Source organism: Curtobacterium sp. MMLR14_002 (genome assembly GCF_001864975.1).
Lineage (GTDB): Bacteria > Actinomycetota > Actinomycetes > Actinomycetales > Microbacteriaceae > Curtobacterium > Curtobacterium flaccumfaciens.
Window position 1 is genome coordinate 1 of record NZ_MJGT01000002.1, and the last position, 14,480, is coordinate 14,480.

The window sequence follows — 14,480 nt, forward strand, 5'->3', positions numbered from 1 at the left end:
TGGCACCGGGCCTCCCGTCTATCACGACGTCACGACGTCACGACGTCACGCGTCACGACGTCACGGCAGTGCGATCACGTGCAGGAGACGTTGCGGTCGATGCTGCCGGACCCGTAGGGCACCACGACCTGGACCATCGCGATGGTGCCACCGGGCAGCGGGGTGCCGGAGCAGGCCTTCCGCGCTTTGGTGACCGTGCTCTTGCCGAGCGCGATCCAGTTCGACCGGCCGTAGAGCGGGCTGTTCGACTTGACCGTGCCGGCGATGGTCTTCCACTGCGAAGTGGTCGAGTAGAGGCCGATCCGCTTCACGCCGGCCGTCTTGAGCCCGACGATCATGCCCTGCATCGCCGCGCGGTTCTGGGCGGTGTCGCGCTGGTAGGACAGTCCGGTCTCGACGTCGATCCACCAGCGGTAGGCGGACGGGTTCGGGACGCCACGGCTCTGGACGTCGTCGTACCCACGGGCGTAGCCGTACATGAACGAGCACGCCAGGGTGACCTGCTTCTTGCCACCCTTGGTCACGCACTTGCCGAACGGGTTGGTGGGCACCGTGTTCTGGTACCGGTTCGAGGTGGGCCAGACCGACGCCTTGAGGCCAGGGTTGGCGAACAGCGCGTACAGCTGCGTCTTCGGCTGGGCCGAACCCCCGACGGACTTCGCCGACCAGGCGAGCTGCTCGGCGAGGCACGGGTTCGTGGTGTTGCCGAGGGACTCGTTGACGCCCACGATGCCGAACGCCTGGTCGGTCGGCACCTGGCTGCCGCACTGCGGCCAGGAGATGTCGACACCCAGCGGCGTGACCGCTGCGGATGCACCCGAGGACGGGCCGGCGACGGCGATGCCGGCGGCCACCACCACCGTGGTCGCGATGGTCGCGACGAGACGACTGATACGGAACATGCTCTCCCCCTGATCGGGCCGAACCGGTCGGCCGCGCCCCACCGGCGCACGGGGAGTCTAGGGCGGTGCGTTGGACAACACACCACACCTGTCCGTGAACTGTGTCGAACGATCTACCTGAATCGGCCTGTGGAGGACGATCCCCTCGACACGACCGCCAACGACAGAACGGCCCGGAACCTGTGGGTTCCGGGCCGTTCTCGTGGTTGCTACCTGGTGGAGCTAAGGGGATTCGAACCCCTGACCTTCTCATTGCGAACGAGACGCGCTACCAACTGCGCCATAGCCCCAAGTGCTCGACCACACTAGCACCCTCGTTCGGCCCAGCCGAAATCGCAGGTGGCCCGTCGGGCGTGCCGCGGGTCAGACCGCGCGGCGCCGTCGCATGATCGCGTCGAGGTCGGCCTGCTGGTAGGCGTCGTCGTCGAGGACACCCATGCCGGCCCACTTGCTCGGCGGCCCGGCGGGCTCGTCGGCGGGAGCAGGAGCGGCGGGAGCAGGAGCGCCAGGAGCAACGCCGGCCGACGCAGCAGGGGCGGCGGGGGCCCGGAGCCCGAGCCGCTCGGCCAGACGCCCCTGGTCGTGCGCGGACAGCGACGCCGCAGCCTCTTCGAGTTCGGGTCGCATCCGCGACACCCGCGCCAGCGACGGGTCGGACTCCCCGGCGCGGATCGCCGCAGCTTCGGCCTCGGCCTCCGCCTTGGCCGCGGCGACGCGCTCCTTCAGGCGGGCAGCGAGTTCCGCCGACGATTCGGGCGAGGCGGCCGGAGCAGCCGGTCGCTCCACGTAGAGGGGCTTCGGCACGTGGTTCGGGGTCCAGGAGCGGTCTGCTGCGGGCTCAGCAGGCTGCTCGGTCGACAGCGGCGGCGCCGGGTCCGTCCAGGCGGTGGACGGCCGGGAGGCGCGGGTCGCGCCCGTCTCGGCGGCCGCGAGACGCTGCTTCCGTGCCGTCGCCACCTGGTGCAGCTGGGCCAGGACCGCTGCGGACCCACCGGCGGCGACGAGGCCGGCGACACCGACGAGCCAGAGCGACGGTGCCGCGACGAAGACCACGAGGGCGATGACGACGCCGAGCGTGCCGAACAGGGTTGCCCCGAGCCGGGAACGGCGCATGCGCATCGCGGTCAGGGCCGGCACGGCGGACGCCCGCTCGAGCACCGGAGCCTGCTCGGCGAGGCGGCGGGTGATCTCACGCTGCCGCGCGGCTTCGTGGGCCCGGACGATGGCGGTGCGCTTGGCCTCTTCGGACCGGGCGACGCGCTGCGCCTGGGCGAGGGACTTCGCGTTCATCTCGATGCGGACCTCGTCCGGCAGCTCGGCGGTCTGCGCGAGGATCCGGAGGGTCTGCTGCAGCCGGATGGCGTTCCGCTCGGTGGCCAGGTACTGGCGGCGGGCGGCCCACGACGGCATCAGGTAGACGAGCCAGAGGACGGCCGCGACGAGCAGGACGATGCCGCCACCCCACGAGCCGATTCCTGCCATGCGAACACGGTAGGGGCGGCGGTTCCCGCGCCGCGTCATTGCCGGACGCGTGTTGCGCGTGTCGGGGCGGAATCCGTGGGAGGCGAGCCGCGCCTCCAGGCCCGTCAGACGTGGGACGTCAGATGCGGGGCGTCGTGTCCAGCGGCATGGCGGCCTCGTCGCGTGCGGCGAGCGGCACGGTCCCCACACCGGGAGGCACCTGCCCTTGGACCCAGCGCTCGAGGACGCCCCCGCGGACCTCTTCCGCCACCAGCGCGAAGCAGAAGTGGTCGCGCCAGTCCCCGTTGATGTGGATGTACCGGCGACGGAGTCCCTCGTACCGGAAGCCGAGCTTCTCGACGACGCGCAGGCTCGGGGCGTTCTCCGGCCGGATGCAGACCTCGATCCGGTGCACGCCGAGCGAGCGGAAGCAGTGGTCGACGGCGAGGGCGACCGAGATCGGCGTCACGTTGTGGCCTGCGGCGTCCTCGACGACCCAGTAGCCGATGGAGGCACTCGCGAGCGAGCCGTAGGAGATGCCGGAGACGTTGAGCTGCCCGACGAAGCGGCCGTCGAGCTCCATCGCGAACGGGAGTCCGAGTCCCGCGCGGGCGTTGGCCTGGAGCGCGCGGATGCTGCCCCGGACGTCGGTGGAGACGTGTCCGGAGGGGTTCGTGGCCTCCCAGGTGCGGAGCCACGAACGGTTCGTCGCGAGTGCCGCGTCGAGGTCGCGGGTGTCGCGGAGCCGGAGGGGCCGGATGGTGACCCGCCCGTGGGACAGGGTCGGGATCGTCGTCATCGCTGGGTTCCTCCGGGGTCCCGCCCCGGTGCGGGACGGGGTGTCCCGCCCGGGTCCGTGATCACCGGACCCGAGCGGGATGGCCGACTATTCGCCCGCGTTGAACTCCTTCAGCCACGACTTGAGGTCGGGGCCGAGGTCATCGCGGTCCGAGGCGAGCTGCACGATCGCCTTGATGTAGTCGAGTTTGTCACCCGTGTCGTACCGGCGTCCACGGAACACGACGCCGTACACGCCGCCGGTCCACTCTTCCGCGCTCGCCATCTTCATGAGCGCGTCGGTCAGCTGGATCTCGCCGCCCTTGCCCGGCTCCTGCTTCTCGAGGACGTCGAAGACCTCGGGACGGATGACGTAGCGGCCGATGATGGCCAGGTTCGAGGGCGCCTCGCCCTGCGGGGGCTTCTCGACGAGGCCGGTGATCTTCACCACGTCGTCGGTGTCGGTCGGCTCGACCGTGGCGATGCCGTACAGGTGGGTCTGCGACTCGGGGACCTCGAGCAGGGCCACGATGGTGGCGTTCTTCTCGCCCTGGACCTCGATCATGCGCTGGAGCAGCGGGTCACGAGCGTCGATGATGTCGTCACCGAGGAGCACGGCGAACGGCTCGCGGCCGACGTGCATCTTCGCGCGGAGCACCGCGTGGCCGAGGCCGAGCGGGTCACCCTGTCGCACGTAGTGCATGTCGGCGAGGTCCGTCGACTGGTTCACCTTCTGCAGCTTCTCGTGGTCGCCCTTCTTGCGGAGGGTCTCCTCGAGCTCCGACACGTGGTCGAAGTGGTTCTCGAGCGCGTTCTTGTTGCGCCCGGTGATCATCAGCACGTCGGTCAGCCCGGCACCGACAGCCTCTTCCACCACGTACTGGATGGCCGGCTTGTCGACGACGGGGAGCATCTCCTTCGGCATCGCCTTGGTCGCGGGGAGGAAGCGGGTACCCAGCCCTGCGGCCGGGATCACCGCCTTCGAAATCTGGAAGCCCATGCTCAGACCGTATCCGATCCCCCTTTCGAGGGCATGTCGTCGCTCCGGGGGACACGGGACCCCGCGTGTTCCCGGCGGGAAGCCGCAACCGTGGCCCTCGGTAGACTCCTGCGCATGATCGCCGATCTCGGGAACGAGAAGCGCGCCCTGCGAGCCGAACTCCGGCAGCGGCGGCGCACCCGGACCACGACCGAACGCGACGCGGACACCGAGACCCTGACCGCGACCCTGCAGCGCTTCGTCGAGGAGCGCCAGGTGACGTCCCTCGCCCTGTACCTGTCCGCACCGGACGAGCCGAACGTCCGGCCGTTCCTGAACTGGGCGGTCGGGCAGGGCATCCGCGTGCTGCTGCCGATCACCCGCGAGGACGGGCTGCTCGACTGGGCCGTGGGCGACGGCGAGAGCGAGACCGAGAGCCTGCTCGGCCTGCCCGAGGTCGTCGGCGAGGTCCTGTCCCCGCTCGCGATCAACGACGTCGACGCGATCCTCGCCCCGGCGGCGGCGGTCGGGCACGACGGCGTCCGCATGGGCTGGGGGCGCGGCTACTACGACAAGACCCTCGGGTCCATGGCGAACCGTCCGCCCGTCTATGCTGTGATCTTCGACGCGGAGTACCTCGACGAGGTCCCGCGCGAACCCCACGACGAACCCGTTGACGGCATCATCACGCCGTCGCGCATCATCACGTTCCGGAGCTGACGTGCCCACCTACTCGTACCGTTGCACCGAGTGCGACAACGCGTTCGACATCAAGCAGTCCTTCTCCGACGCCACCCTGACGGAGTGCCCGGTCTGCGGCGGCGTCCTGCGCAAGGTGTTCTCCCCGGTCGGCGTGACCTTCAACGGCGGCGGCTTCTACCGCACCGACTCGCGCCCTGCACCGAAGTCCGAGGGCTCGTCGAGCACCCCCGCGAAGTCCGAGCCGAAGAAGTCCGAGCCGGCGAAGAAGGCCGAGTCGAAGCCCAGCGGCTCGAAGCCCGCCGCGTCCTGACGCGGTCTGCGCTCTCCGGATAGGTTGGGGCGCGTCGCCACTCGGCGGCCGTCCTCGACCCGGAAGGAGACCCTCGCATGAAGGGCTTCAAGGAGTTCCTGCTCCGCGGCAACGTCATCGACCTGGCCGTCGCAGTCGTCATCGGTGCGGCGTTCACCGCGATCGTCAGCACGATCGTCAGCGCACTGATCAACCCGCTCATCGGTGCGGTGTTCAACGCCTCGAGCCTCGACAAGGCGCTGGTCGTCGCGATCCCCACGATCTCCGGCGGAGACGCAGAACTGAAATTTGGCGCGATCATCGGCGCCGTCATCAACTTCGTCATCGTCGCCGCGGTCGTGTACTTCGCGCTCGTCGTGCCCGTCAACCACCTGAAGAAGGTGGCGTTCGAGCGCGTCAAGAACGACGAGGAGCAGACCCCGCAGGACGTGCCCCCGACCGACGTCGAGGTGCTGCTCGAGATCCGCGACCTGCTCCGCCCGCAGAACGGCGGCGCGACCAGCACGGGCGCGCACATCGCCCCGTCGAACGCTCCCGAGGGGCCCGGCATCGGCGGTTCGACGAAGCTCTAGCCCCGGCACCGTCGCACGACACCGGTGTTCGCGCTCTGCACACCCGCAAACCGCGGTGCGCAGCGTGAACACCGGTGTTTTGCGCTGGGGCCCGTCAGGCGGCGGGGACCGCGCGGCGCTTCGCGAACATCGCGACGGCGTACTGCGCGCCGGCGAGCACGTGCCCCGCGGTGCCGAGGTACACGAACACCAGGGCCACGACCCGGACCCACGGCGCGTTCTCGTCGACGGTGTGCACCGCGGAGAACAGCAGCACCGGCAGCCCGACGAACAGCAGGGCCGAGCGGATCTTGCCCGTCCACGTGACGTCGAGGTCCGGATTGCCGTGGAACAGCACGCTCGACAGGACGACGAGCACGAGGTCGACGAGCACGACGACGGCCACCACCCACCAGGGCAGCAGGCCGACGAGCACCAGGGACAGCACGATCGCGATGATCGCCAGGCGGTCCGCGACGGGGTCGATCGCCTTGCCGAGCTTGGAGCCCTGGTCGAACTTGCGGGCGATGAAGCCGTCCGCCCAGTCGCTCACGCCGATCACGACGAGGGCGACGAGCGCCCACCCCGGGTGGCCGGCGACGACGAGGCCGATGAACACCGGGATCAGCACGAGGCGGAACAGCGTGATCAGGTTCGGCCAGGTCTGCCAGTCGGGGCGCTGCCGCGCGGTGTCAGTCATCACGGGCCAGGCTACCGGTTACCAGTGCGGGGGGACGTCGCGCCGGAGCTGGTCGTCGTTCTCGCCGTCGCGGTGTCGCGCCGGTTCCGGCGGCGGCGTCGGGTCGTAGCCCGCCACCGGCTGGGTGGTGACGCGTCTGCGGCGCCGCACCGGGCATCCCGGCTGGTCGGCCGTCTCGCCTCCGTCAGCGGCGGGACGGACGGGAGGCACGGCTGACGACGCGTCGTCGACTCGCGTCCACGTGCCCACCAGCTGGTCCGTCTCCGGCGTCACCGGACCGGCGGGCCGCGAGGCCCGGCGGCTCATCGGCGCGCGGGGCCGATGCCGGGCACGACGGGATGGAGATCCTGCGTGCTCATCGGCGGGCGGGGATCGGCGGTATCGAGATCTCCTGCGTGGCACCGCGGTCGACCCCGAGCACGGACGCGACGGTGTCGGCGACGCGGTCCGGGTCGGAGAACAGCTGGAACGCGTGCACGCGTACGTAGTGCCAGCCGAGTCGGCGGAGGACCTCGGGGCGCAGGCGCAGGGACTCGCGCAGCGATCCCTTGACCAGCGACGCGTCGGTCTCGATCGTGACGCAGACCCCGCCGTGCGCGGCGACGAGGCCGAGCTTGCCGCGGTGTCCGAGCGCGACCGGGATGCCACGCATCTCGAGGCGCCGGGCCAGGTCGACGAGCAGCGGGTCGGAGTCGTCCGGCACGTACTCGGCGGTGGTGCGGGCACGCACCTCGGCCAGGATCTCGGCGAGGGCGACGGTGCCGTGGCCCATGCGCTCGGCCTCGATGTCCGACGGCTGGAAGCAGGTGACGATGACCATCGAGCGACGCGCACGGGTCATCGCGACCGCCAGCAGCCGCTCGCCGCCGGGCTTGCCGAGCGGACCGAAGTCGCGCAGCACGCGACCGTGCGGGGTGCGGCCGTAGCCGATGGAGAACACGACGCGGTCGCGGCTCTGCGCCACCGACTGCTCGAGCGTCGCCACGATGAACGGCTCGGCACGGTCGCCGATGACGAACTCGGTCAGGTCCTTGTGGCCCTGGGCGGCGGTCAGCACGGCCTGCTCGACGCGCACGGCGTGCTTCGCCGACGCCGTGATGACCATGAGCGACTCGGTCGGACGGGTGCGGGCGTGGTCGATGACGAGGCGGACCACGCGGTCGACCTCGGCATCGACGCTCTCGACGGCACCGGACTCGGGGTCGGGCACGGCCTTGCCGTCGCTGACGTAGTCGAGCGCGATCGAGCCGTGGCCGAGGAACGAGCCGGCCCACGGCAGGGACTCGATCTTGCCGCCGTAGAAGCGACGGTTCACGAGCTCGGCCAGGTCCTCGCCGCCGGCGCGGTACGACCGCGACAGGGACAGGGTCGGCAGCAGGGTGGAGAGCTTCGCCAGGGCGGAGTCGGCGTGGAACGCGTCGAGCGTGCCCTCGTCGACCTGCAGCGCCCGGTGCTCGGGGTCCACGGCGATGCGGAACGGCGACGGCGTCTGGGTGACCGGGTCACCGAACACGACGGTCTGGCGGGCACGTCGGACGGCACCGACGGTCTCCGCGATCGTCACGGCGCCGGCGTCGACCAGGATCACGGTGTCGAAGGGCATCGTGTCGGCGATCTGCGGCACCTCGTACGGGCTGGCGAGCCAGACGGGTGCGATCGACCGGGACAGGTGCGGTGCGGAGTCCTGCAGCAGGCGCGAGGTGATCGCGCCGTCGCGGAGCTGGGTCTTGAGCGCGGTCGCTTCCTCGGGCCAGTCGACGAGACCGACCTTCCAGTTCTCGGCGAGCTGCCACGCCAGGCCCTGGGAGACCCCGGCCGCGTGGGCGTCGTCCACCAGGCGGAAGTCGGCCTCGACCCGGTCGAGCATGTCGGTGTTGGCGCCGAGCAGTGCCCGGTCGGACTCGAGCATGGTCTCGAGGGCGGACTGCCACCAGGCGAGCTCGAGCTCGGCCGGCACCTGCACGTCCGGCACGTGCCGGTTCGCCAGGTCGGTGATGAGCGGTTCGAGCTGCAGGTCGCGCAGGGTCTGCATGAGCTCGGTGCGCTCCTGCAGGTTGTGCAGGACGTCGGACTCGGCGGCGAGCTCGGCGATGGTCGGGACGAGCTGGTCGACCGGGGTGTTCGCGAGCTGGCGGTCACGGTCGGTGCGGCCGAGCGGCTCGTCGAGTCGCGCGAGGTCCTCGGCGACGTTCGAGAACAGCACCTGGACGTCGGCGATGCCCGTGGGCACCTCGGGGTTCACGCCGGCGGCGACGTAGCGCTGCCAGAGCACCCGCTGCTGCTGGACGCGGGTCAGGGCCTCGTGCAGGTCGGACACGTGCACGCCCGGACGGACGTACTCGCGGGCGAGCTTCTTGAGCCGGCGACGGTTCGTCGACGACATCGGGGCACCCTCGCCGCGGGGCGCGGTGGCGGCCACGAGCTCGGACACCGAGCGGTCGAAGACCACCGGCAGGAAGCGGTCGAGCGTGTCGCGGATCTCGGTGAGCAGGCGCAGGTAGATGCCGAGCTCGTTGATCGTCGTGAACTGGCGCATGTGCGTCGAGCTCACCAGGTCGTGGGCGCGGCGGAGCAGGGTCGGCAGGCCGTCGGCGTCGAGGTCCTTCGCGATGCGGTGCGCACGCTGGGCACCGTCGCTCGAACCGAACTTCGCGCCGTACCAGGGCGAGTCGTCGGGGCCGTAGCGGAACTCACCGAGGTTCGCGGCGCTGACCATCGTCTCGGCGACGCGCGAGCGGCCCTCGACCATCGAGGCGACGGACTGCTTCGACAGGCGCGCGGTGGTCGACGGTGCGACGGGCAGCAGCGACAGGCGCGACAGCTCCACCAGGCAGTCGAGCACCGAGACGCCGAAGTCGGGGTCCTTGCGGGTGAGCGAGCCGCGGTAGTCCTTGAGCACCTTGCGCAGGCGGACCAGGGCGTCGTCGACCTCGCGGAGGTTCGGACGCGCGGCCTTCTCGTTCCGGGCGATGGCACGGACGACGTCACGGCGCAGGGTCGACGGCGTGACCGCGACCCCGGGCAGCTGGACCTCGCCGAAGCGGGCGGCGATGCCCCGCAGGGTCGCGCGGCGCGGGCTCACGACGAGCACGCGCTTGTTCGCGGCGACCAGGCCACCCAGGGCGTTCACGATGGTCTGGGTGCCACCGGTGCCTGGAAGGGTCTTCACGACGATGGAGTTGCCGGCCGTGATCTGCGCGATCACGTTCTCCTGCTCGTCGTCGGCGTCGAGCAGGAGCGTGTCGGTCTCCGGGCTGCGCTCGTCCGACGGGGTCTGCTCGACCGGGTGGTAGGACTGCTCGACCTGCCACTTCGCGCTCGGGTTGCCGGCGAGGGCGTCGAGCACGGGGTGCGACAGGTCGCCGGTGTCCTCGACCATGCCGGTCGCGACCTCGGCGAAGGTGGACACCACGAGGCGTGCGTGCACCGAGAAGCCGGGGATGTGCGCGGTCAGGCCACGCAGGCGGTCGATGACGGGGTTCGGCGTGAAGGAGCCGTCCTGCTGCGCGAGGGCCACGAAGGACTGTGCGTCGAGGATGACCCCGAACTGCTCGTGCAGCGCGTCGGCGAGGCCCGGGTTGAGCACCGGTTCGCCGAGCAGGCGCACCTCGAAGTCGCGTCCGTGCCGGCGGATCGCCAGGGGGCGCAGGAGCACCGGGCCGCGGAACTGCTCGTCGCCGTGCTTCCAGTCGGCCATGCCGATGCCGAGCTTCACGGCGTCGATGCCGCGCACGGTGGCCAGCTCGGTGCCCTTCGCCTCAACGTGTCCGGCGGCCACGCGGGCGGCACGGAGCGCCACCTCGTCGCGGATCAGGCTGGACAGCAGGGTCGTCTTGCCGGTGATGAACTGCGCGAGACCGCCCGGGTGGGTGGTCGAGAGCTCGATGCGGGCGCGCGGGTGGTCGCTGAAGTGCGTGAGCGGGCTCGTGCCGCCGACACCGGTCAGCTGGGTGCGCCAGCCGTCCCACGTCGGTTCGGCCGCGTTGCCGGCCTGCAACCGCGGGTCGCCGAGGCTGATCGCCTGCGGGCTCGTCATCTGCAGCTCCGGGCGGAGCGTGCGGTCCGGCTCGTCGTCGGTCCGTTCCTGGTCCACGTCCTGCTGCTCGTCTCGATCGTCGTCGGGGCGCGCGCGGGCACCCTCGACGGGGACGTCGTCGTTCACGTCGTCCTCACCGTCGGTCACCCTGTCCGCTCGCCACACATCCGACACTGTAGGCGGAACCGGACGGCCTCTCTGGCAATGAACCGAGGTTTCGGGGTTTCCGCACGGACGCGACCGCCGTCCGGCCCGACGTGCGCCACCGTCCGACCCGACCTGCGGCGCGCCCGATCCGACGGCAGCCCCGTCCGGTGTGGTACCAACGGGGCATGGCCATCGACGACCGCACCGCTCCGTCCGCCCCCACGCCGAACCGGCGTCGATCGGTCCCCGCCGAGATCTCACGGTCGTGGCTGCTGGTGTCCGGCACCGCCACCGACCGGTTCGACAAGTCCCAGCGCTCCCGCGCCGACCAGATCATCCTGGACATCGAGGACGCCGTCGACCCCGCCGCCAAGCCCTCGGCCCGGCAGGGCGTCGCCGCCTGGCTGGCCGGCGGTGGCGAGGCCTGGGTGCGCATCAACGACGTCACGACGGACTTCTGGGCGGACGACGTCGAGGAGCTCCGCGGCCTGCCCGGGCTGCAGGGCGTCATGCTCGCCAAGACCGAGTCCCCCGCCCAGGTCACCGACACCTGGCACCGGCTCGGCGGCCAGACGCCGGTGATCGCCCTGGTCGAGTCGGCCCTGGGCATCGAGGAGTCCGTGTCGATCGCCAAGGCGCAGGGTGCGTTCCGCCTGGCCTTCGGTTCCGGCGACTACCGCCGCGACACCGGGACCAGCGCCGACACGCTCGCGATGGCGTACCCGCGGTCGAAGCTGGTCGTCGCCTCGCGCGTCGGCGACCTGCCGGGCCCGATCGACGGCCCCACGGTCGGGTCGTCGCACCCGATCCTCCGCGAGCAGTCGCAGGTGGCCGTGTCGCTCGGCCTCACCGGCAAGCTCTGCCTGGACACCGAGCAGCTCCCCGTCATCAACGAGGTCATCTCCCCCACGCCGACCGACGTCGCCTGGGCGCAGGACTTCCTCGACGACTTCGAGGCCCGCGGCCGGGTCATCCGCGACGGTTCCGACCTGCCGCGGCTCGGTCGGGCGCAGAAGATCCAGCGGCTCGCACAGGCGTTCGGGGTCGAGGCGCGGTAGGACTGCACGCATGACCTGGTCCAACGTCCCCGGCCCTCCGCCGCAGTCCTCCTCCGGCCCCACGGACGCGCAGCGCGCGGCGTGGGAGCGCGGTGGCACCACGCTGTTCCCGCCGGCGAAGCTCGCCGACCGGATCTCGACGGTGCTGCTCCTGGTGTTCGGCGCCGTCATGACCGCGATCACGGCGGTCGTCGGCATCGTCGCGATCGCCTCGGCCACGGCGGAGTGCGACGCCTCGTCGGGCTGCACGCCCGGCGGGTACTTCGGTGGCGCGGCCATCGCGGTCGGTGGCGCCTTCGTCATCGGGGTCGCCACGATCGTGCTGTCGGTCGGCGCGTGGATCCGGCGGAAGCCCTCGTGGTGGATCGCCGCGATCGGCTTCGTGCTCGCGATCGTCGTCATCGTGTGGGGCGGGGTCGTCTTCGCGAACGCCGTCGACAGCGGTTCCGCCTCGTCGTCGGTGTCCGCCAGCGCCTGACCGGCGCACCGGCACCACCCTTCCGTCCGGACACCGGCGTCCGACGCGTGTCGGGTCCGAGAACGCGCGTGCGTTCCGGACTGGAGGCCCGGGGCGGGGCCGCCACGCGCCTCCAGTCCGGAGCGGGGTAGCGTCCGGGGCATGGTGACGGTGTCGCGGACGACGGTCGCGGTGGTCGGTGGCGGCCCCGCAGGGGTCGTCCTCGGGCTGCTGCTCGCCCGCGCCGGCGTCGACGTGCGTGTGCTCGAGCGGCACGACGACTTCAACCGGGACTTCCGGGGCGACACGGTGCACGCCTCGACCATCCGGCTGCTCGACGAACTCGGCCTCGGTGCACCGTTCCGAGCGCTGCCGCAGTCACGCCTCGACGACTTCTCGCTGCCGATGCCGGACGGCTCACGGCTGCTGCTCGGTGACTTCTCGCGTCTCGCACCGCCGTACGACCACGTGGCGATGGTGCCGCAGTGGGACCTGCTCGACCTGCTCGTGACCGCCGCCCGTCGGGAACCGTCGTTCCGCATCTCGATGGGCCTCGCGGCGACCGGGCTCATCGAGGAGAACGGGGTCGTGACCGGAGTCCACCTGCGGTCGAGGGACGGGACCGGCGAACCCGAGGAACTCCGCGCCGACGTCGTGATCGCCTGCGACGGGCGGAACTCGGTGCTGCGTCGCGCCGCCGGGCTCGTGCCGCGAGCGTTCCGGGTGCCGTTCGACACCTGGTGGTTCCGGTTGCCCCGGCACCCCGGGGACGCGGCGAGCGCCCTCACCCCCGCGTTCTCGGACCGGGACGTGCTGCTGAGCTTCCCGCGGCCGGAGTACCACCAGGTCGCGTACTTCGCGCCGAAGGGCTCGGACCCGGCCCTGCGTGCCGCGGGGGTGACGGCCTTCCGGGCCCGTGTGGCGCGGCTCCGACCGGACTTCGCGGACCGGGTCGACGCGATCGCCTCGATGGACGACGTGCACGTGCTCGACGTCCGGATGGACCGCCTGCGCCGGTGGTGGCGCCCGGGGCTGCTCTGCATCGGGGACGCCGCGCACGCGATGTCGCCCGCCGGTGGGGTCGGCATCAACCTCGCGGTGCAGGACGCGGTGGCGACCGCGACGATCCTGGTGCCGGCGCTCCGACGGGGGCTCCGCGGTGACGGCCTCGACCGGGCGCTCGCAGCAGTCCAGCGTCGTCGGACCCCGCCCGCCGCCCTGGTGCAGGCCGCGCAGGCCGTGCTGCACCGGGTCGTGTTCGAACGGGCCTTCGCCGGGGGCCTGCAGGATGGTCCGCCGCTGCTCCCGGTGCTGCTCGCGCGCTGGGTCCCGCTGGTCCGGGGCCTCTACGCCCGCGGCATCGCGTTCGGCCCGCTGCCGGAACACGCGCCGTCGTGGGCTCGTCGGTGACGGGGGCTCGTGGCGCGTCGGTGCGGGAACTGGGCGTCGGCGCCGGGGGCGGGCGCATGCTGGGCCGATGAAGCAACGAGTCATCGGAGACGTGTCCGTCAGCGCCATCGGTCTGGGCGGGATGCCCATGTCGATCGAGGGCCGACCGGACGAGCGTCAGTCCATCGCCACGATCCACGCAGCGCTCGAGAACGGTGTCACGCTCATCGACACCGCCGACGCGTACCACCTGGGCGGCCACGACGAGGTGGGGCACAACGAGGAGCTCATCGCGCGGGCCGTCCGGGAGTTCCACGACGACACCTCGGACGTGCTCATCGCGACGAAGGGCGGACACCTGCGCCCCGAGGCCGGCAACTGGGCGCAGAACGGGCACCCGGAGTACCTGAAGGAGGCGGCGAAGGCCTCGGCGAAGCGGCTCGGCGTCGAGCAGATCGGCCTGTACCAGTTCCACCGCCCCGACCCGGCGGTGCCGTACGCCGACTCGATCGGGGCGCTCGCCGAGCTGCTCGACGAGGGCGTCATCCGGATGGCGGGCATCTCGAACGCCGACCCGGACCAGATCCGCACCGCGAACGAGGTCCTCGGCGGACGCCTGGCGTCGGTGCAGAACCAGTACTCGCCGAAGTTCCGGTCGAGTGAGCCGGAACTCGAGCTGTGCGACGAGCTCGGCATCGCGTTCCTGCCGTGGAGCCCCCTCGGTGGCATCGGGAGCGCGGCGGACCTCGGCACGGCGTTCGAGGACTTCGCGTACATCGCCCGCGACCGTGGGGTCACCCCGCAGGTCATCGCCCTGGCGTGGGAGCTGCAGAAGAGCGACGTCGTCGTGCCGATCCCCGGTGCGTCGCGGCCGCAGTCGATCCTGAACTCGATCACGGCGCCGACCGTGCGGCTGCGGCCGGAGGACGTCGCGCGCCTCGACGCCTCGCAGCCCGCGGGCGTCTGACGCCCGTTCCCCGACGGGGGAAGCACGACGCCCCGCCGCTCCTG

General features: G+C 71.6%; 13 protein-coding genes and 1 tRNA gene. 7 read left to right on the forward strand and 7 right to left on the reverse strand.

Annotated elements, in window-relative coordinates; translation table 11 throughout:
- Positions 1–74: 74 nt before the first annotated feature.
- From BIU91_RS02050 to galU, 5 genes are all read right to left on the reverse strand, one after another.
- Entirely contained in the window at positions 75–902 is an 828-nt protein-coding gene (locus BIU91_RS02050) for a hypothetical protein (protein ID WP_071404019.1), read from the reverse strand.
- A gap of 214 nt (positions 903–1,116) precedes the next feature.
- A tRNA-Ala gene (locus tag BIU91_RS02055) sits at positions 1,117–1,192 on the reverse strand.
- Positions 1,193–1,265: 73 nt separating this feature from the next.
- Positions 1,266–2,384 (reverse strand): hypothetical protein, encoded by a 1,119-nt coding sequence (locus tag BIU91_RS18720; protein ID WP_071404020.1) that lies wholly within the window; start codon positions 2,382–2,384, stop codon positions 1,266–1,268.
- Positions 2,385–2,502: 118 nt separating this feature from the next.
- Positions 2,503–3,162 (reverse strand): GNAT family protein, encoded by a 660-nt coding sequence (locus BIU91_RS02065; protein ID WP_071404021.1) that lies wholly within the window; start codon positions 3,160–3,162, stop codon positions 2,503–2,505.
- 87 nt (positions 3,163–3,249) lie between these two features.
- On the reverse strand, positions 3,250–4,140 hold the full coding sequence (gene galU / locus BIU91_RS02070) for a UTP--glucose-1-phosphate uridylyltransferase GalU (protein ID WP_027466560.1): 891 nt from the start codon (positions 4,138–4,140) through the stop codon (positions 3,250–3,252).
- Positions 4,141–4,254: 114 nt separating this feature from the next.
- Here galU and BIU91_RS02075 point away from each other — a divergent pair, with 114 nt between their 5' ends.
- The 3 genes from BIU91_RS02075 to mscL all read left to right on the forward strand — a co-directional run bounded on the left by BIU91_RS02075 (position 4,255) and on the right by mscL (position 5,703).
- Positions 4,255–4,839: a 5-formyltetrahydrofolate cyclo-ligase gene (locus BIU91_RS02075; RefSeq protein ID WP_071404022.1), complete on the forward strand. Its 585-nt coding sequence runs from the start codon at positions 4,255–4,257 to the stop codon at positions 4,837–4,839.
- 1 nt (position 4,840) lies between these two features.
- Positions 4,841–5,131, forward strand: a complete 291-nt coding sequence (locus BIU91_RS02080; RefSeq protein WP_027466562.1) for an FmdB family zinc ribbon protein — start codon at positions 4,841–4,843, stop codon at positions 5,129–5,131.
- Positions 5,132–5,208: 77 nt separating this feature from the next.
- Entirely contained in the window at positions 5,209–5,703 is a 495-nt protein-coding gene (mscL, locus tag BIU91_RS02085) for a large conductance mechanosensitive channel protein MscL (protein ID WP_071404023.1), read from the forward strand.
- 94 nt (positions 5,704–5,797) lie between these two features.
- On the opposite strand, the gene BIU91_RS02090 is transcribed toward mscL, so the two are convergent.
- Both BIU91_RS02090 and BIU91_RS02100 read right to left on the reverse strand, forming a co-directional pair.
- The gene (locus BIU91_RS02090; protein WP_051596961.1) at positions 5,798–6,382 is read right to left on the reverse strand and encodes a CDP-alcohol phosphatidyltransferase family protein; all 585 of its coding nucleotides are present in this window, start codon (positions 6,380–6,382) and stop codon (positions 5,798–5,800) included.
- Positions 6,383–6,737: 355 nt separating this feature from the next.
- Positions 6,738–10,418 carry an AAA family ATPase gene (locus tag BIU91_RS02100; protein WP_253183665.1) on the reverse strand — a complete coding sequence of 1,227 codons (3,681 nt, stop codon included), beginning with the start codon at positions 10,416–10,418 and terminating at the stop codon, positions 6,738–6,740.
- A 332-nt stretch (positions 10,419–10,750) separates the two neighbouring features.
- On the opposite strand from BIU91_RS02100, the gene BIU91_RS02105 reads away from it, so the two are divergent.
- The 4 genes from BIU91_RS02105 to BIU91_RS02120 all read left to right on the forward strand — a co-directional run bounded on the left by BIU91_RS02105 (position 10,751) and on the right by BIU91_RS02120 (position 14,436).
- Positions 10,751–11,623, forward strand: a complete 873-nt coding sequence (locus BIU91_RS02105; protein ID WP_017887994.1) for a CoA ester lyase — start codon at positions 10,751–10,753, stop codon at positions 11,621–11,623.
- Positions 11,624–11,633: 10 nt separating this feature from the next.
- Positions 11,634–12,101 (forward strand): DUF6264 family protein, encoded by a 468-nt coding sequence (locus BIU91_RS02110; protein WP_071404026.1) that lies wholly within the window; start codon positions 11,634–11,636, stop codon positions 12,099–12,101.
- A 141-nt stretch (positions 12,102–12,242) separates the two neighbouring features.
- On the forward strand, positions 12,243–13,490 hold the full coding sequence (locus BIU91_RS02115; RefSeq protein WP_071404027.1) for an FAD-dependent oxidoreductase: 1,248 nt from the start codon (positions 12,243–12,245) through the stop codon (positions 13,488–13,490).
- Positions 13,491–13,557: 67 nt separating this feature from the next.
- Positions 13,558–14,436: an aldo/keto reductase gene (locus BIU91_RS02120; protein WP_071404028.1), complete on the forward strand. Its 879-nt coding sequence runs from the start codon at positions 13,558–13,560 to the stop codon at positions 14,434–14,436.
- Positions 14,437–14,480: the final 44 nt, after the last annotated feature.